Raw genomic sequence first — 19650 nt, forward strand, 5'->3', positions numbered from 1 at the left:
TAAAAAATTCTATAAAATGACAATATATGTTTTTTCGCAATTAATTCTTAATTGGTATCATATAAATGGAAGAAAAAATCTTCCATGGAAAAAAGATAAAACTTTATATAAAGTTTGGATATCAGAAATAATGTTACAGCAAACAACTGTAAAAACAGCAATTCCTTATTTTAAAAATTTTATATCAAGATTTCCAAATATACAATCTTTAAATCAAAGTAAATTAGACGATATTTTATGTTTATGGAGTGGACTTGGATATTATAAAAGAGCAGAAAATATTTATAAAACAGTGAAAATTATTAAAGAAGAATTCCAAGAAAAATTTCCAACAGGATTTTCAGACCTAATTAAATTACCAGGAATTGGAAGATCTACAGCAGGTGCTATTTTATCGTTATCATTAGATTATTTTTTTCCTATTTTAGAAGGAAATGTAAAAAGAATTTTAATGAGATATTACGGTATAATTGGATATGTAACAGAAAAAAAAATAGAACAAAAATTATGGTATTTAATCGAATTAATTACTCCAATTCATAATACTGGTAGCTTTAATCAGGGTATAATGGATATAGGTGCATTAATTTGTACTCCTAAAAATCCAAAATGTAATTTATGCCCATTAATACAAAAATGCATAGCTTACAAAGAAAAAAATTGGATTAAATATCCATTAAAAAAAAAGAAAAAGATAATACTAGAAAAAAAATCTTGGTTTGTTGTTATCAAATATCAAAATCAATTTTGGATTGAAAAAAATACAGAAAAAAAAATTTGGAAAAATTTATTTTGTTTTCCAAATTTTGATACTAAAATTAAAACCATAGAATGGTTAAAAAAAAATAAAATCAATATAGATAAAAAACATAAAAAAATTCAATCTTTTTATCATAAATTTAGTCATTTTACACTTCATATTATTCCAATTCTAGTAAATTTATCTTTTTTTAAAAATTTTCAGAATAGTAAAAAAACAGGAATTTGGTATGATTTGAAAAACACACACGACATAGGTCTTCCTAAACCAGTTCAAAAAATACTAGAAATATTTAAATAGTTTTTAATAAAAAAGGTTAAAAAAAATGAATCGTATAATTTTTTGTACATTTTTACAAAAAAAATCTGAAGGTCAAGATTATCCTCCTTATCCAGGAAAATTAGGAGAAAAAATATATAATCAAATATCTAAAATTGCTTGGAAGGAATGGAAATTACAGCAAACTAAATTAATTAATGAAGAAAAACTAAATATGTTTAATCAAAATGATAGAAAAAAAATAGAAAAATATATGAAATTATTTCTATTTAATAACGAATAGACACATTTTTCTATATAAATTTAAATTATTAATATAATTTCTTAAAATTATTAGCGTATTAAAAAAGTGCTTATAATCGATTCTGGTATAGGTGGGCTATCTATATTAGATAATATTAAAAAAAAATTTCCCCATATAAATTATATTTATATGCTAGATAACGAAGCTTTTCCTTATGGAAAAAAAAAAGAAAAATTTCTTATAGAAAGAAGCATAAAAATAATTAATGCAATAAAGAAAATTTATCCTATTAAGATGGTAATAATAGCTTGTAATACAGCAAGTACAATATCTTTACCTACTTTAAAAAAAACTTTTAGTATTCCTATTATTGGAGTGTTACCTGTATTTAAACCTGCTATTAAAATAACAAAAAATAAAATTATCGGTTTAATAGCAACTCGATCAACTATTAATAGTTTATATATAAAAAAAACAATATATAAATATTCTCTTGAAAATACTATAAAAATAATAGCTACAAATGAACTAGCGGTAATAGCTGAAAAAAAAGTTAGAAAACTATCTATTTCAAATATAAAATTAAAAAAAATCTTTCAATCGTGGATCATTCTTTCAATAAAACCTGATACTATCATCCTTGGATGTACTCATTTTTCTTTTCTAAAAAAAGAGATTCAGCAGATATTTCATAAACCTATTAATTTTATAGACCCAGGAGATACCATTGTTAATAAAATTGAAAAATATTTTTATCAAAAAAAAATAAAAAAAAATATTTTATTATGTTCGAAATATAATAAACAAATAAAACAACTAGTATTTTTTTTAAAAAAATATAAATTTAAAAAAATTCAAGAAATTAACTTAAATTAATATTTTTATAAAACACTTTTTTATATTTTTTAAAAACATACTTTAATAAATCAGATAATAAATTATTTTTTTTTACATCATAAGAATAAATTTTTAAAAGACTTTCAATTTTATCTATATATCCTGTTAAAAAAAAAGAATTTAAAGTTTTTAAACAATAATTAATCCATTCCTTTTTTTCATCATTTTTTAGTATATTAAAAAAATTACGTGCTTTATAACGAAAAAATAACTCTTTTAAACGAGGATCTTTAAAATCTAACTTCATCTTTTTTAAATCACTCGATTTAGTTAGACTTATTTTTTTTATTAAATTTTTATCATGAAAATTAAAAAAAGAATCATATATTTGTAGATCTACATTTAAAGAATTTTTATTTTCATTTTTTTTTAATAAAACATTTTTAACTAAATCTATTAAAAAATAATTTTTTTTCACTAGATTTATTTTCTTATAGTAAAAATACTTTTTAAAGTTTAATCGATTAGTATCTTCTTTTCTAATCACTTTTATTGGTGCCAAAATAGGACAGCGATTCAAATATACTAATACTATTCCTAGATCAAATAAATCTTTAATTGAAATATTACTAATAGATACTGTCTTGCAAAAAACAATTAGTTTGTCAATATCTTTAAATAAATCAATTGAAATTAATATGTTTTTATTATGTAGGTCCCATGACAAAGGTAATATACAACTCATATTCTGACGTAAAGCTCCAAAATAACTAGAAACATATATAATTGGGGTAAATTTTTCTATATCAATTAACCTACATAATTCATTTTTTTTTCTGTATTTGAAAAAAAAATCAAATAATTTTGGTTGTTTTCTTTTTATTAGTTTGGCTAATTCAATAGTAGCATATACATCTGATGTAGCATCATGAGCATTATAATGTGATATATTATTTTTTTGAGTTAAATCTGAAAGTTTAAAAACAGGTAGTCCAAATTCATTTTTAGGCCATTGTATACCACTTGGTCTTAAAGCATAACATGCTCTTACAACGTTTAATAAATCCCAACGAGAATTATTATTTTTCCAACTCCATTCATAAGGATCTAAAAAATTGCGATAAAATATATTTCTTGTAATTTCATCATCAAAATTAATATTATTATAACCTATAATACAAGTATTTGGTTTTAACAGAACATCATGTATTTTTTTAGAAAATTTGTATTCATTAAAACCATGTTTTTCTGTATATTCAGGAGTAATTCCTGTAATTAAAATTGAAGAAGGATCAGGTAAGTAATCATCTGATGGAAAACAATAAAAACACTTTGGTTCTTCCATAATATTAAAATTTTTATCTGTTCTAATTGAAGAAAATTGAGCTGGTTTATCTAGAGATGTATGTATTCCAAAAGTTTCATAATCATAAAATAAAAAGTTTACTTCATTTTTTTTTAAAATATTTTTCATATTGTTTTTCATTTTTAGTTTTAATGAATAAAAACTGTTAAACTCTAAAATATTATTAAAAATATTCACTATAACTGAAAAAGGTTTTTTAAATATAATGAATACAAAAAAAACATTTAAAAGCGCATTAGAGTTTGTACATAAATTCAGAAGAAAAAATAAAATAAAGAGAGAGATATCCGACATTGAAAAAAAAATTAGAGATAATCAAAAAAGAATATTATTACTTGATAATCTTAATCAATATATTACACCAGACATGAACTATGAAGAAATTAAAAAAATAATTTTTATGATGAAAAATGATTATGAAGATAGAATAGATGATTATATTGTAAAAAATGCTGAGCTTTCAAAGGAAAAAAGAAGTTTATCAAAAGAGTTAAAATTAATTGTTGATTGAAAAAAAAGTTTTTTCTCCCCTGACTGGGCTCGAACCAGTGACATACGGATTAACAGTCCGCCGTTCTACCAACTGAACTACAGAGGAATATAAATATATATATCAAAAAATTACACATATGTCAAATAGATATAAAACAAAAAAAAATTAAATTTAAAAAAATAAAAAGAAGTGTAGATTATTAGAAGAAATTGATTTATAGTATAATATAAAATTTTATGGCCCTTTAGCTCAGTGGTCAGAGCAGGCGACTCATAATCGCTTGGTCGCTGGTTCAAATCCAGCAAGGGCCATTAAAATAAAATTTTTAATATTAATTAAAACTTTTCACTAAAAATAAGGATCAAACTTTATGAAGTGGAAAAAAGAATTCATTAAATTTCTTTTAAAAAAAAAGTCTTCAATTTTGGAAATTTTATACTAAAATCTGGAAAAACAAGTCCCTATTTCTTCAACTCAGGTCTATTATCTAAGGGAGAAGATATTGCTAAGATTGGTTGTTTTTACGCACAAGCTATAATTAATTTAAATATTAAATTTGATATCTTATTTGGTACTGCTTATAAAGGTATCCCAATTGTAGTCGCCACCTCTATAGCATTAAAAAATCAATATAATTTAGACGTTCCATATTCTTTTAACAGAAAAGAAGAAAAAAAATATGGAGAAAAAGGATCCTTTGTAGGAGCAAATATAAAAAATAAAAAAATTATTATTTTAGACGACGTGATTACGTCAGGAATTTCAATCAATCATGCAGCTAAAATAATAAAACAAGAAAAAGCTGAAATATCTTCAATTTTTGTTTTATTAGATAGAAAAGAAAAACAAGAAAATTACTTAGATATAATAATTAACTCACAAGATAAAAAAAAATGTAAAATCAATTCAATTATTACAATTGATGACTTTATATCTTATCTTTTAGAAGAAAAAAAATTAAAAAAATATGCATATAAATTAATCGAATATCGTAAAAAATTAGCAATAATAAGAAGTAATAGGTAAAATATTACATTTTTATTTATTATTGAACACCTGAATGACCAAATCCTTTTCCAAAACGTACGGTTTCTTCAAAATCATCAACAATAGAAAATGTAGGTCTGATAATTGGAACAAATATCATCTGAGCAATTCTATCATAGGGATTAATAAAAAAAATATTTTTACTACGATTCCAAAGCGATATCATTAATTCACCTTGATAATCTGAATCAATTAAACCAATCAAATTACCTAAGATAATCCCATTTTTATGACCTAATCCAGAACGAGGTAAAACTAAAGCTGTAATATAAGGATTATCAATATGTATTGCTATTCCAGTTGGAACTAAAATAACTTCTTTAGAAGGTAAAGATATTTTTTTCTTTATACTTGCTCTAAGATCTAAACCGGAAGATCCAGGAGTTGCATATTGGGGTAAAAAAAAACTACTATTTTTTTTTATATTAGAATCTAGAATTCTGATTTTAATATTATTATTAATCAAATGTTTTTGCATAAATATTTTATTAATGAATTATAAATTTTCTAATTAGAGGCTAAAAAACCTGGATTTATTAAAGATGAAATATTATGATAAGAAGATAAAGAATAATTTAATTCTCCTCCATTCCATGTTTGTACCTTGCCACCTACTGCAATAACAATAGCATGACCTGCTTGCAGTATCCCAGATGCATGTACTTCCAAATCGTGGATAAATTTGTGCTTTTCCTTCTGCAACATAACAAAATTTTAATGAAGAACCTAATTTTTTTATTTTATAATTGCTATTATTTGTGTAATTTAAAAAATTATCTAATTCTTTTTCAGGATGTGAACGACTTGTGACTAATAATGGTGTTTTTGATGATGCAACAAATATTTTTTTATATCCTTCTTTTTTGTTTTCTTTCCAAGCCTCTTTATTAAAAGAATAATACAAAACATTGAAAAAAGGAGCATATATCAAACTTAAAACAGGTATACCTTTTTTAATTAAACTAACATTTACTGTAAATTCACCATTTTTTTTAAAAATTCTTTAGTTCCATCTAATGGGTCAATTAACCAATAAGTATGCCAATTCTTATAATCTTTAAAATTATGTAATCCTTCTTCAGATAAAATTGGAATTTTTGAACAAATTGAAAACAATCCTTTTTTAAGAATATGGTTTGCTTCATAATCAACATTAGTTATAGGAGTATTATCTGATTTATATTAAATGTTTACTGATTTTTTAGAAAAAAAATTCATTATAGCAGAACCTGCAATTTGTGCTAGTTCACAAATTTTTTTTAACATTTAACACCATTTATGTATATTAAATTTATTTTAAAAAATATTTATTTTTTTGAAATAATATTAACTATAAAATATTCACATACTTCATTATGTGGTTGAAATATGACTTTGTGTTCTCCTACTTGACGTAATACTCCGTTTGGTAATTTAATTTCTTTTTTATTAACTTTGATACCCAATAAATTCATTTCTTTTATAATATTCCTAATTCCTATCGAACCAAATATTTTACCCTCTTTACCAACTTTAGATGGAATAGTTATAGATTTTATTGTCTTTATTTTTTCGGCTCGAGATTGAGCAATAAGTAATTTACTAATGTTTTCTTTTTCTAACTCAACACGCTGAGCTTCAAAAGATTCAATATTTTTTTTACTAGCTAAAATTGCCTTACCTTTTGGAATTAAAAAATTTCTTGCATAGCCAGATTTAACATGAACAATTGCACCAGAATCACCTAGTTTTTTTATTTTTGATAAAAGAATTACTTCCATTGTTGATTGTTCTCTCTTTTTTTTCTACTTTGTTTAATAATTAAATAAAATTTATCTTAATGGTGTTGATCAGTATATGGAAGTAAAGCAAGATAGCGTGCTTTTTTAATAGCCCTAGATAATTGACGCTGAAATTTAGCTCTGGTGCCAGTGATACGACTAGGAACAATTTTACCATTTTCTGTAATATAATTTTTTAACATTGCAATATCTTTATAATCTATTTCTTGAATGCCTTCTGCAGTAAAACGACAGAATTTTCGACGACGAAAGTAACGTGCCATTATTTAAGTATCCTTTAAAATAAATATTTTATTTTTTAATAAAGTTTATGTCTTTACAACTACTTATTTTTTATCTTTTTTTTCTTCTTTTAACTTTATTACTGGAGAAGGTTCATTGATTGCTTTTTTTACAGATATAATGATATTTCTAATAACTGCATTATTAAAACGAAAATCTGTCTCTAAAAGACTGATAGTTTTAGGAAAAGTTTCTATATTCAAAAGAATATAATGTGCTTTATGTAATTTATTAATAGGATAAGCTAGCTGTCGTCTACCCCAATCTTCTAAACGATGTATAATACCAGAATTATGATGAATGATTTTTTTATATTTTTCGATTATTACAGAAACTTTTTCACTATAGTCTGGATGAATCATAAAAATTATTTCATAATGACGCATGTAAAATGCTCCTTGTGGATTTTTTTAGCTTTCTTATTGTTTATAGCTATTTTCCAAGAAAGCAAGGAACGTTTGTAAAAAGATTATAGCTAATTATATATATGGTATTTTAATTTAAAAAAAAAATCAATAAAATTTCATTTTTAAAAAAATATTCTTTCTAAATTAAAAATCAACGAGACATATATAGGGATAATTCTATCTTACGCTCATTTAAATTAACAGAAATAACCTTTACTTTTAAGGTATCACCAAGACAATAAGTATTTTTACTTGACTTACCAATAAGTTTTAATCCAATAGAATCAAAATAATAGTAATCATCAATTAAAGTTGCTATATGCACTAATCCATCAATGAAAAATTGATTTAAACGCACAAAAAAACCAAACGAAGTAACATTAGAAATAACTCCTGTTAATACGTCTCCTATTTTTTTTTGCATAAAATCGCATTTTAACCAATCTAATACATCTCTAGTAGCTTCATCTGCACGTCTTTCTGTCATTGAACAATGAAGACCTATTTTTGTTACTTCATTAAGATTATATAAATGATATTTAGATAGATTTTTTTCTTTTAATAGTAAGTTTTTAATAACTCTGTGAACTAAAAGATCAGGATAGCGCCTAATAGGAGAAGTAAAGTGAACATAGCTTGATAAAGATAAACCAAAGTGGCCACGATTATCTGGAGAGTATACAGCTTGTTTCATAGAACGCAATAATATAGTTTGAATCATTTCATAATCAGGGCGAGTAGAAATTTTTTTTAATAATTCTGAATAATCCGTAGATTCTGGTATTTCTCCTCCTAACAAAGACAATCCTAATTTTTTTAAAACTGATCGAAAATTAATAATACTATCTTTATCAGGACGATCATGATTGCGAAACAAAACTGGAGACTTATGCTTTTTAACAAATTCAGCTGAAGCTATATTCGCTAATATCATACATGATTCAATAAATTTATGCGCATCATTTCGAATGTTTTGGGAAATATTTTTAATTCGATAATTAGAATCTAATATAAATTTAGCTTCTATATTTTCAAAATAAATACCTCTTTTAGAAACATTGTATTTCTTTAAAATTTTTTGTAAAGACGATAAATTTTGAATGTATTTTAATAATTTTTTATATTTAAAACAAAGTTCAATATCGCCATTCCAAATTTTAAATATTTCATTATATGTAAAACGTCCATGAGAACATATGACTGCTTCATAATGTTTATATGTGATTAATTCTCCTTTATTTGATAAATTCATTTCGCATATTAAAGATAAACGTTCTGCATTTGGATTTAAAGAGCACACATCTATAGATATTTTTTCTGGTAACATAGGTATAACTAAAGAGGGAAAATAAATAGATGTACCTCTTTTTGAAGCAGCTTTGTCTAAAGCAGTATCAGGCTGGATATAGTAACTTACATCAGAAATTGCTACCCATAGTTTCCATCCTTTTTCTCCATTAGTTTTTTTTTTACAAAAAATAGCATCGTCAAAATCACGAGCATCTTCTTCATCAATTGTAAAAAATGGGAGATGTCTTAAATCTATACGATTTTTAAAATCTTTTTCATTGATTTTACTCTTTATTCCACATAATTGGTATTCAACTTCTTTTGACCATAAATAGGGGATACAATGAGTACGTAATGCTATTTTTATAGCTAAATTTGTTCCCATTTCTTTTCCAAGAACTTCTACTATAGTTCCTTGTATCTTACTTTTTTTCGTGGCATTTTCTCGTAATTTTACTACCACAATTGTTCCTATAGAAATATTTTCATTAGAAATAAGTGAATCTAAAATAAATATTTTAAAATTAAATCGAGTATCGTTTGGGATAACAAATTTTTTTTTATTATCGACGCAATATCGACCTACAATCAAAACATCATTTGGTCGCAATATTTTTAATACTTTTGCCGAATTTCTTCCTTTTCTATCAGATTTGACAATATGTGCTAAAATAACATCACCATGAATACATAATTTCATTTGTTCTATTGAAAGCCAGAGATCATCTTTAAATGTTTCTGTTCTAAGAAAACCATAGCCATCTCTGTGACCTATAACTTTACCTGTAACTATTTTTAAATTTTCTGGAGTAATATAACAACGATTTCGAGTGTATATAATTTGACCATCTCGTTCCATTGCTCTTAATCTCCGACGTAGTGCTTTTTTTTGTTCTTGACTATTGATACTAAATTTTTTTTCTAATTTTTTTTGACTTATTAGGTCTTTATCAGTTTTTAACAAAAATAAAATTTGTTCTCGACGTGGGATAAAATTTCTATATTTCTTAGTCTCTTTTTTTTGGTAGGAATCTACTACCATATTTACTTCTCCAATTATATTATTCTATAATATATGTTTTATTAAAAATAATTTATCATCAATTAATAATCGTCAAATTTATTTAAAAATCTTATTTTTTTAGCATATTTTATAAAAAATTTAAAAATGATGATTAAAAATCATAATTTAAAAAAATAGACTTTTTAACAAAATAGTATCAGAACGATCTGGACCGGTAGAAATTATATCAATAGGAACTTGTGCTATTTCTTCAATACGATTTATATAATTACAAGCTGCTTTAGGTAAATCTTCTATTTTCTTTATACCTGATGTTTTTTTCATCCATCCTGGATGAACTTCATATACTGGAGTGACATCTTCTAAATTAAAAATAGGAAAATCTTTATAAATTTTTTTAGTATTGACATCTTTATAAGATGTACAAATTTTTATTTCTTTTAAATCATCTAAAACATCTAACTTTGTTATGCATAATGCAGATAAAGAATTAATTTTAACGGAATAGCGTAAAGCTACACCATCAAGCCATCCAGTACGTCTTTTTCGACCAGTTGTAGATCCGAATTCTTGTCCTTTTTTAGAAAGATAACTATCTATATCATCAAACAATTCAGTTGGAAATGGTCCTTTTCCAACTCTTGTTGTATATGCTTTAGTTATTCCTAATATATAACCTAAATTTTTAGGCCCAACTCCTGTACCAGTAATTATACCACCTGTAGTACTATTAGAAGACGTAACATATGGATATGTACCGTGATCAATATCTAAAAGAGTACCTTGAGCACCTTCAAAAATAATTCTTTTTTTATCTTCAATTGCTTTATGTAAAATAGCAGAAGTATCTTTAATCATATTGTAGATTAGATCTTTTACTTTTAATAAATCTTTTAAGATCTCTTTATAAGAGATTGGATTTTGTTTGTAAAATGATACCAATTGATGATTATAATAATCAACTATTACTTTTAATTTTGTAGATAATTTTTGTGTGTTTTTTAAATCTCCTACTCGTAAAGCGCGACGTGCTACTTTATCTTCATATGCAGGACCAATACCACGACCCGTCGTACCAATTGCATTGATTCCTAATTGTTTTTCACGAGCTAAGTCTATTGCAATATGATAGGGTAATATTAAAGGAGCTGATTCAGAAATAAAAAGACGTTCATTAATAAAATGGTTGTTTTTCTCTAGCATTCTTATTTCTTTAACTAACTCAAATGGAGAAATTACTACTCCATTTGAAATAATTCCAATGACATTAGGATATAGTAATCCTGATGGAATTAAATGAAGAATAATTTTTTTTCCATTAACTACTAAGGTATGACCAGCGTTATGTCCTCCATGATATCTTACTACATAAGAACTATTTGAAGACAAAAAATCAACTATTTTTCCTTTACCTTCATCACCCCATTGAGTACCTAATATTACAATGTTTGTATTCATATTTTTAATACCTATTTTATCAATTTTTTGAAATGTACTTTTAATTTTTGATTTCTGTATTCATATATTTAAAAAACTCGTTATCTGAATTAATTAACATTATGTTATTACTGTTTTTAAAACTGTTTTCGTAAGCATGTAAGCTACGAATAAAAAAATAAAAAGAAGATTCTTGACCAAAATTTTCTAAAAATAATTTAGCCACTTCAGCTTCTCCTTGACCTTTTATCATTAAAGCTTTTTTTTGTGCTTCTGCCAAAATAAGAGAAACTCTATAATCTGCTGTTGCGCGTAATTTTTCTGCTTTTTCTTGTCCTTGAGACCGTTGACTTCTAGCTACTGATTCCCTTTCTGCTCTCATCCTATTATATATAGCATCAGATACTTCTAGAGGTAAATTAATTTGTTTAATACGCACATCTACCACTTCAATTCCTAAAGCATTCATACTATTTACATTGATTAGTGATGTGCTGTCTAAATTGATTGTTCCCTTATTCAAAGAGTAAAGAACGTCTGTTGTTAATCTACCTCTTGAATCTGTAACAATTTCTTTTACATTAAGACGTCCTATTTCAGAACGTAATCGATCGCTAAACTTTCTTTTTAATAAAACTTCAGCTTGAAAAAAATCCCCTCCTCCAGTAGCTAGGTAATAACGACTAAAATCACTAATACGCCATTTAATATAGGAGTCAACAATAAGATCTTTTTTTTCTTTTGTAACAAAACGATCTGCTTGATTATCCATAGTATGAATACGTGAATCTAAAATTTTAACATTTTCAAAAAAAGGTATTTTAAAATGTAGTCCAGGTGTATAAACTAAAGTTTTCTGTTTATTATTTCTTAAAACTTTTCCAAACTGAAGTATAATTCCACGTTCTCCTTCTTTAACAATAAAAAAAGAAGATGAGAAAATAAGAAGAAAAAAACTTAGTATACAAATAACTATTTTATTCATATTTTTCATTCTCTTTCTATATTTTTAATATTAGTACGTATAGATTCTATACGACGTTTTTTAAAAAAATCACTAGGAGGTAACGAAGAAACATCATTTATTTCTTTATTTTTTTGAAAAGAACAAGAATGGTTTTTACTTAAATTAATTGGATTATTAAAAAGATCCTGTTTATTAAATTTATCTTGATGAAAAAAATTATTTAAAGAGAGAAATAGTTTTGAATGATTTTTTTTATCAATAAAAATTTTCTTAGTCTTACTTAATAATTTTTCCATTGATTCTATGTAAAGACGTTTTAAAGTCATTTCTTTATTCTTTCTATATTCAGGAAGAATTTTTAAAAAACGAACTACTTCTCCTTGAGCTTCTAATATTCTTCGTGAAGAATACGCTTTAGCTTCTTCTAAAATTCTCTGCGCTTTTCCATGTGCTTTTGGCTGAACCTCATTTGAATAAGCTTCAGCTTCACGTATATATTGTTCACGATTCTCACGCGCTGCAATAGCATCGTCAAAAGCTTCTTTAACTTCTTCTGGAGGTCTAGCGGTCTGAAAATTTACATCTAATATAGTTATTCCTAATTTGTAAGGTTTAATTGTTTCTTCAATTTCTTTTTGAGTATCACTTCGAATTAAAGTACGTCCTTCAGTTAATACACGATCCATATTTGAATGTCCAATAACTCCACGCAATGCACTATCAGTAGCTTGACGTAAACTATCATCTGGATAAGCAACAGAAAAAAGATAATCAGCAGGATCAGTAATTTTATATTGTACGTTCATTTCTACACGTACTACATTTTCGTCTGAAGTTAACATGACACCTGATGTTGCCAATTCTCGTACAGTTTCAACATTGACAGCTTTTACTTCATTAATAAAAACTGGTCTCCAATTTAATCCTGGTGCAACTAAATGACTGAATTTTCCAAAAGTAGTAACTACTCCACGTTCAGCTTCTTTAATAGTATAAAAACCACTGAAACACCAAACAAAAAAAGACACAAAAGCTATTATTAAAAATGGGTTAATTTTATTTTTTGATAAATTTTGAGAATTATTTGTTTTATTAAATATATTATTAATGTTATATAAAAATTTCTTAAAGTCTAATGTAATTATTTTTTCATGATTTTTTCGATCATCTTTATTTTTTGAACCATTTTTTTCTTGACTATTTTTTTTCCCCCACGGATCAAGCTCTGGTTCACTATTATTAAATTTATTCCAGGCCATTTTATGCCTCATTTTATTAGTTTTAATACTTATTAATTTTTAAAAAAATATAAATAGAAATAATATATCCTATATTGTACAGTATGAAAACTGTATTTTTTTTATAAATTTTTGAAAAAAATTGAATAAAATTAGTTAAAAGATAAAAATATTTTTTTAAAAATACTAATAAATTTCTTTTAAATTTTTTTAAAAGATATAATCTTATCAAAAAATTTGATCATGAAATGTTAAATTTGTATTCTTTTTAAGAATATCCAACATCTGTAAAAAAAGAGAATTTAGACTATCAGCATGTAAATAATACACGTTTTTCCATTTTTTTAACCATGTTATTTGATGTTTTGCTAATTTTCTTGTTGCAAAAACAATTTTTTTAAACATTTCTTCATAACTAATTTGATATTCAAGATATTCCCACATTTGACGATAACCTATACATCGAATAGATGGTAAATTTTTATGTATATCTTTTCTAAAAAACAAGTTTTCTACTTCTTTTTGAAAACCTAATTGCATCATTTTTTGTACACGTAATTCAATTTTTTTATATAGCCATTTTTTATTTTTTGGTGTAATAGAAAATTGAATAATATTATATGGCAATAAATCAGAATTTTTTATTTCTTTTAAAGATGTTAACGTTTTTCCAGATATATAAAAAACTTCTAATGCTCTTAGCAATCTTTGAGAATCATTCTTATGAATACGATTAGCAGATATGGGGTCTATTGAATTTAATTTTTCGTATAAAAATTTTCTGTTATTTTTTTTTTATTTAACAAATATTTCCGAATTTTAATATTAGATGCAGGTAAATTAGATATTCCATATAACAATGTTTGATAATAAAACATTGTACCTCCAACAAGTAAGGGTATTTTACCTATTTTTAAAATGCTAGAAATTTCTTTTAAAGCGTCTCTTCTAAATTCTGCAGCAGAATAAATTTCATTCGGATCCTTAATGTTTAACAAGCGATGAGGATGATTTTTTAAATCTATAGGATGTGGCTTATCCGTACCAATATTCATATCTCTATAAATTAATGCTGAATCAACACTAATTATTTCTATTGGTAAATATTTTCTCAGAAAAATAGCGAATTTACTTTTTCCGCATCCAGTTGGTCCCATTAAAAAAAAAATAATAGGTTTTTTCTCTTTATCAGAACTTATACTTTTAATATACATAATACTTCATCAACATTTATTTTTTGCAATAGTTTTAATGGAGGTTTTTTAAATATAGAAGGACAAAAATACTCTATTTCTAATAATATTGAAATTCCGTCTTCATAATTCCAAGAATTTTTTTCTATTAATATAGTAGTATCAAACCATTTAATTATATCTTTAATATATATTTTTTTTTTAAAAAAAATAAATGAAAAAAAACTAGATAACAACACATCAAGATTTTGATTTTTTAAAAAAATAGGAATAGTTTTTAAAAAAAAATATTTTTCTTTCAAAATAAGATTAAAACCAAATTTTAATAATAATTTTAAATTATTAGATAATATTTTATTCTGTTTAAAAGTTATAAAATACAAAAAATTATATGAAAAAATTTCAGGTATCATATTATTTTTAATAGCGCTTCGTAATTTATATTGTTCAACTATCTTTTTTGCTAGGGGAAAAGAAATCAATGAAAAGGTATTTGAATAATACATTAATCCATAATATTTTTGAAAAACAATTAATAATTTTCCAAAAGAAAAAAAGTATTCTTTTAAAAATCTTTGAGAATTGATTTTAAACAAATCAGTTGATATTACATCTTTATATAAATCTTTTTTTTCGTATTTAGAATGAATTTGAGATACTAACTTAGTATTTAAAGAATCAGAATTATTATTTTTACATTTATTAGAATGAGTTTTTAAAAAAAAATTATTTGAAATATATTTAATTTTACATTTTTTTAAACTAGATAAAATAGATTGATATACAAAAAAATAAATAATGTTAGATTTATGAAATTTAATTTCATTTTTAGTAGGATGAATATTAATATCTATTTCATTAGAAGGCAATGTAAGATATAAAATAAACGATGTACTTCTTTTATTCCCTATTATTTCATAAAATGAATTAAAAACAGCACTCTTTATAAGATTGTTATAAACAAATCGATTGTTAACATAGCAATATTGTATTTTTTTAAAAGTACTTGAAAGAGATGAAGGAAAAATTAACCATCCAAACAATGTAATATTGTGCATTTTTTCTTTAATTTCTAAAACATAATTTAGGTCGATTTGATTAAATACTGTTTTTAATCGATGAATTTTATTGTTATTTTTTGTTATTGCTTTATATGATACAAATAATTTTTTATCTTTTTTAAAAAAAATATTGATACCAAAATTAGATAAAGCAATCTTTTTTATTGTTTCATCAATTTTTAGAAATTCTGATCTTTCATTTTTTATAAATTTAAGACGAACAGGGATATTATAAAATAAATTATCTACTATTATACTCGTTCCAATTGGATGAGCAATCGGTTGCAATAAAGTATGATTAGAAAATCCTTCTGAATATATACTCCATGCTATATTACTATTTTGAGAACATGAAATTAATTTCATCCTTGAAACAGCACGAATACTTGCTAACGCTTCTCCTCTAAAACCAAATGTATTGATATTATCTAAATCTGAAAGTCTATTAATTTTACTAGTGGCATGACGTGAAATCGCAAGTAATAATTGGTCTTTTTCAATGCCAAAACCATCATCTTTTACTGTTATAGAATTAAGTCCACTTCTTTCGACACTGATATCAATGTTTTTTGCTTGCGCATCAATACTGTTTTCTAAAAGCTCTTTAATAACAGATGATGGTCTTTCAATTACTTCTCCAGCTGAAATTTGACTGGATAAACTAGATGATAACATACGAATAGGTTGCATTTGACCTTATTCTCTAAAATTATAAGAAATGATTTTTAGTATAAATTTATAAAAAATCTTTTATTATAGAATGATATTCTGAAATAATTATCCTAATTTCATTACTATTTGCATTTAATTTACATACCTTAACTAAAGTTTCTTCAAGTCCCTCTTCTTTGATTAAGGAAGATAATTTAATTGATTGTATATCGTTTATATTTCGATAATGCAATGCTGCTGCAATACCCTTAACTAAATTAAAATATGGTAAATTATATTTCATGGCTTCTACAAAAGGCTGAATTAAACGTTCATCCTTACTTAATTTTTGTAATGGATTTCGTGCAATACGTTCAAGTTTATCTAAGATAAAGGGATTCTTAAAACGAACAAAAATTTTATCAATATAAGATAGATGATCTTTTTTATTGAAATTATAGCGTTTAATTAATACCAATCCGCTTTCGTACATAGCATCTTTTACAATTCTTTGTATACTAAAATCTGACATTGCTTCACATATGTTTTTATAATTTTTCATCAGACCTAAGTATGCTGCAATAGCATGACCTGTATTAAGAGTTAAAATTTTTCTATCTATAAAAGATGTTAAATTATCACTTAGTGTCATATCGATAATTTTAGGTACCATTCCTTTAAATTGATTTACATCAACAATCCATTCTTTGAAATTTTCAGCAATGACAAACAAACTATTTTCTTCTTTAAACGAAGAAAATGTCGGGACGATGGTATCAATAGTACAATCTACAAAACCAATATATTCATCAAAATAATCATGATATTTAAGAGGAATTTTATCAAAAATAATTTTTTTTAAAAAAGAAGTTGCTTTAATTTTATTTTCACAGGCAATTATATTCAACGGTTTTTTACACTTTAAGTTAATTCTTAAAATAATTCCCTCTATGAGAATAGAAGCTATTTTATAAAGAGCATTAACTCCAGCTGCTGTTGTAATTAAATCTACATGAGAAATGACATTTAAAACATTTGGATCATAAGAATTTATAGCACTGATATTGTTAATATTTATAATTTTTTCGAAACTATTATCTATTAATTTAATTTTGTATTTTTTATAATTATTAATAGCATTTATTATATTCTGATCAACATCTGAAAATATCAAATTAAAATCAGATTTTAATAATACTCGTGCGATAAAACCTCGTCCAATATTTCCTGCTCCAAAATGTAAAGCTCTCATAAAATTATTCCAATTTAAATTAGTTTTTTTTAACATTTACATTTAAATATGATAAAACTTCTTTTACACTTTTTGTTTTTGATAATTTACTAATAACATCTTTATCATCTAATGCATTAGTAATATTGCTAACTACCATAATATGTTCATTATTCTTTGCAGCGATACCAATAACAAGATAAGCAATATCATCGATTGTTTCTCCAAAATGAACACCTTTAGGAAATTGGCAAAAAATTACTCCAGTTTTTAAAATAGAATCTTTAGATTTTATAGTACCATGAGGTAAAGCTACAGATTCGCCTAACCAAGTTGAAGCAATTTTTTCTCGATCAAGCATTGCATCAATATAATCTTTTTTAACATATCCTTGTGCTACCAAATGTTTACCAACAATTTTGATAGCTTCTTTTTTGTTTTCAGCATATTGATTAAGAAAAATATTCTTATCACTTATTTGAAAAAAACACTTTGATTGAATTTCTTTATGAGAATCAATATTTATTTGAGTAATACGATCTTTTTTATCCTGAATATTATTTTTTTTAAAAAAATCTTTATTTAAGTCTAATTGTTTTACTAAGCTGGTATAAAAATTACTATCAAGAAAATTTGTTAATGATATATGTTGAGCATCAGGAGCGCGTTTTTTAGCAAGGTAAGTTAATTTTTCATGTGTAATAACTAAATCTGCATTTTTAGGTAGCAAATTAATGGCAATATTAGATACATAAATATGTGTTAAATTATTACTTTTTATTTTTTTGCGCAGAATACTTGCGCCCATAGCACTAGATCCCATACCAGCATCACAAGCAATTATAATGTTCTTAATTTTTTGAAAATTTTTAATTTTTTTAATAAAATCATATTTTTCATCACCTATTTTCTTTATAGGAAATAAGTTATTTTTAAATAATTGTATAGAACTTTTATCATTTTTTATTTTTTGACCTAAATTAATTTTGAAAAACAACATTGCACTCAAAAAAGAAATTAAAAAAGAAGAAAATATAGAAATTAAATTTGCAAAATATAAACCTTTTTTTGTCATCGCCAAAATAGATAAAATAGAACCTGGTGATACAGCAGCAATTAAACCTCCCTTAAAAAAAACCAGCATAAAAATACTTGTCATACTTCCTAAAATTAAAGAAATCATTAATATTGGTTTTATCAATACATAACTAAAATAAATTTCATGAATTCCTCCTAAAAATTGAACAATTGCAGCTGTTCCTGAAGATTTATACGATTTTTCTTTTCCGAAAAAAAAGCAAGCTATTAATATGCCTAATCCTGGACCAGGATTTGATTCTATTAAAAAAAATAAAGAACTTTTATTCTCTGATATTTCTTGAATTCCTAATGGAGAAAATATACCATGATTAATTGCATTATTTAAAAAAAATACCTTAGCTGGTTCAATAATAAATGCAATAAGGGGTAACAAATTAAAATCTATTATTATTTTTATTAGACATCCTAAAAATTTAGATACCCCCTCAATGAAGGGACCAATAAAAAAAAATGAAAAAATTGTTAAAAATATTCCAATTATTGCAATTGAAAAATTATTAACTAACATTTCAAAACCACTTTTAATTCTGTTTTTAATTATTTGATCAAAACCTTTTATTATCCATCCTCCTAATGGACCAGCAACCATTCCTCCTAAAAACATAGGCATATCTGTACTTGTTATCATTCCTATAGTAGTTATACTTCCTAATAAACCTCCTCTTTGACCAGCAATTAAACTTCCTCCAGTATATCCAATAAGAATAGGCAAAAGATAAAATATTATAGGTGATATTAATTGAGCAAATATTTTATTATATTGCCAATCTAAAGAAAGAAACAAAGAGTTCATGATGCCCCACGTAATAAATATACTTATATTAGGCATAATCATATTACTTAAAAATTGACCAAAATTTTGTATTTTTAATGTTATTAATCTAAACATAAATATTCACTCAAACTTGAAAAATAGCAGTAAAAAACATTTTTAATTCTATAGATAAAAAAAGCTTATTTA

The 19650-nt window shown here is 24.4% G+C and carries 16 protein-coding genes, 2 tRNA genes and 3 pseudogenes; 6 read left to right on the plus strand and 15 right to left on the minus strand.

Annotated features, from left to right (window positions below):
* The first annotated feature begins 16 nt into the window (after positions 1-16).
* The 3 genes from mutY to murI all read left to right on the plus strand — a co-directional run bounded on the left by mutY (position 17) and on the right by murI (position 2159).
* The gene (gene mutY / locus BUSG_RS02805) at positions 17-1060 is read left to right on the plus strand and encodes an A/G-specific adenine glycosylase (RefSeq protein WP_011054041.1); all 1044 of its coding nucleotides are present in this window, start codon (positions 17-19) and stop codon (positions 1058-1060) included.
* A 25-nt stretch (positions 1061-1085) separates the two neighbouring features.
* The gene (locus BUSG_RS02810; protein WP_011054042.1) at positions 1086-1322 is read left to right on the plus strand and encodes an oxidative damage protection protein; all 237 of its coding nucleotides are present in this window, start codon (positions 1086-1088) and stop codon (positions 1320-1322) included.
* Positions 1323-1388: 66 nt separating this feature from the next.
* Positions 1389-2159, plus strand: coding sequence for a glutamate racemase (gene murI / locus BUSG_RS02815; RefSeq protein WP_011054043.1), 771 nt, complete (start codon positions 1389-1391; stop codon positions 2157-2159).
* Here murI and sbcB read toward each other — a convergent pair.
* A complete protein-coding gene (sbcB, locus tag BUSG_RS02820) occupies positions 2146-3594 on the minus strand; it encodes an exodeoxyribonuclease I (protein ID WP_011054044.1) in 1449 nt (482 codons plus the stop codon). The genes murI and sbcB overlap by 14 nt on opposite strands.
* 94 nt (positions 3595-3688) lie before the next feature.
* Here sbcB and BUSG_RS02825 point away from each other — a divergent pair, with 94 nt between their 5' ends.
* The gene (locus BUSG_RS02825) at positions 3689-3997 is read left to right on the plus strand and encodes a DUF496 family protein (protein WP_044006065.1); all 309 of its coding nucleotides are present in this window, start codon (positions 3689-3691) and stop codon (positions 3995-3997) included.
* A 14-nt stretch (positions 3998-4011) separates the two neighbouring features.
* Here the strand turns inward: BUSG_RS02825 and BUSG_RS02830 are convergent.
* A tRNA-Asn gene (locus tag BUSG_RS02830) sits at positions 4012-4084 on the minus strand.
* Between the two features lie 133 nt (positions 4085-4217).
* Here BUSG_RS02830 and BUSG_RS02835 point away from each other — a divergent pair.
* A tRNA-Ile gene (locus BUSG_RS02835) sits at positions 4218-4290 on the plus strand.
* A gap of 59 nt (positions 4291-4349) precedes the next feature.
* A pseudogene (gene pyrE / locus BUSG_RS02840) lies at positions 4350-5005 on the plus strand (orotate phosphoribosyltransferase).
* A gap of 19 nt (positions 5006-5024) precedes the next feature.
* On the opposite strand, the gene dut reads toward pyrE, so the two are convergent.
* The 13 genes and pseudogenes from dut to BUSG_RS02910 all read right to left on the minus strand — a co-directional run bounded on the left by dut (position 5025) and on the right by BUSG_RS02910 (position 19578).
* On the minus strand, positions 5025-5504 hold the full coding sequence (gene dut, locus BUSG_RS02845; protein ID WP_011054046.1) for a dUTP diphosphatase: 480 nt from the start codon (positions 5502-5504) through the stop codon (positions 5025-5027).
* Between the two features lie 29 nt (positions 5505-5533).
* Positions 5534-6292: pseudogene (cysQ, locus tag BUSG_RS02850) on the minus strand (3'(2'),5'-bisphosphate nucleotidase CysQ).
* Between the two features lie 41 nt (positions 6293-6333).
* Positions 6334-6786, minus strand: a complete 453-nt coding sequence (rplI, locus tag BUSG_RS02855) for a 50S ribosomal protein L9 (RefSeq protein ID WP_011054047.1) — start codon at positions 6784-6786, stop codon at positions 6334-6336.
* Positions 6787-6842: 56 nt separating this feature from the next.
* Positions 6843-7070 carry a 30S ribosomal protein S18 gene (gene rpsR, locus BUSG_RS02860; protein ID WP_011054048.1) on the minus strand — a complete coding sequence of 76 codons (228 nt, stop codon included), beginning with the start codon at positions 7068-7070 and terminating at the stop codon, positions 6843-6845.
* 63 nt (positions 7071-7133) lie between these two features.
* On the minus strand, positions 7134-7475 hold the full coding sequence (gene rpsF, locus BUSG_RS02865; RefSeq protein ID WP_011054049.1) for a 30S ribosomal protein S6: 342 nt from the start codon (positions 7473-7475) through the stop codon (positions 7134-7136).
* A gap of 172 nt (positions 7476-7647) precedes the next feature.
* The gene (gene rnr, locus BUSG_RS02870; RefSeq protein ID WP_011054050.1) at positions 7648-9828 is read right to left on the minus strand and encodes a ribonuclease R; all 2181 of its coding nucleotides are present in this window, start codon (positions 9826-9828) and stop codon (positions 7648-7650) included.
* A gap of 147 nt (positions 9829-9975) precedes the next feature.
* The gene (locus tag BUSG_RS02875; RefSeq protein WP_011054051.1) at positions 9976-11268 is read right to left on the minus strand and encodes an adenylosuccinate synthase; all 1293 of its coding nucleotides are present in this window, start codon (positions 11266-11268) and stop codon (positions 9976-9978) included.
* Between the two features lie 40 nt (positions 11269-11308).
* Complete coding sequence (hflC, locus tag BUSG_RS02880; protein ID WP_011054052.1) at positions 11309-12232, minus strand: protease modulator HflC; 924 nt, start codon at positions 12230-12232, stop codon at positions 11309-11311.
* A gap of 5 nt (positions 12233-12237) precedes the next feature.
* Positions 12238-13473 carry an FtsH protease activity modulator HflK gene (gene hflK / locus BUSG_RS02885; RefSeq protein ID WP_011054053.1) on the minus strand — a complete coding sequence of 412 codons (1236 nt, stop codon included), beginning with the start codon at positions 13471-13473 and terminating at the stop codon, positions 12238-12240.
* 207 nt (positions 13474-13680) lie between these two features.
* Positions 13681-14609 (minus strand): annotated as a pseudogene (gene miaA, locus BUSG_RS02895) (tRNA (adenosine(37)-N6)-dimethylallyltransferase MiaA).
* A 38-nt stretch (positions 14610-14647) separates the two neighbouring features.
* A complete protein-coding gene (mutL, locus tag BUSG_RS02900) occupies positions 14648-16396 on the minus strand; it encodes a DNA mismatch repair endonuclease MutL (protein WP_011054054.1) in 1749 nt (582 codons plus the stop codon).
* 46 nt (positions 16397-16442) lie between these two features.
* A complete protein-coding gene (locus BUSG_RS02905; RefSeq protein ID WP_011054055.1) occupies positions 16443-17609 on the minus strand; it encodes a mannitol-1-phosphate 5-dehydrogenase in 1167 nt (388 codons plus the stop codon).
* 19 nt (positions 17610-17628) lie between these two features.
* Positions 17629-19578 carry a PTS mannitol transporter subunit IICBA gene (locus tag BUSG_RS02910; RefSeq protein ID WP_011054056.1) on the minus strand — a complete coding sequence of 650 codons (1950 nt, stop codon included), beginning with the start codon at positions 19576-19578 and terminating at the stop codon, positions 17629-17631.
* Positions 19579-19650 lie beyond the last annotated feature (72 nt).

Source organism: Buchnera aphidicola str. Sg (Schizaphis graminum) (genome assembly GCF_000007365.1).
GTDB classification, from domain to species: Bacteria; Pseudomonadota; Gammaproteobacteria; order Enterobacterales; family Enterobacteriaceae; genus Buchnera; species Buchnera aphidicola.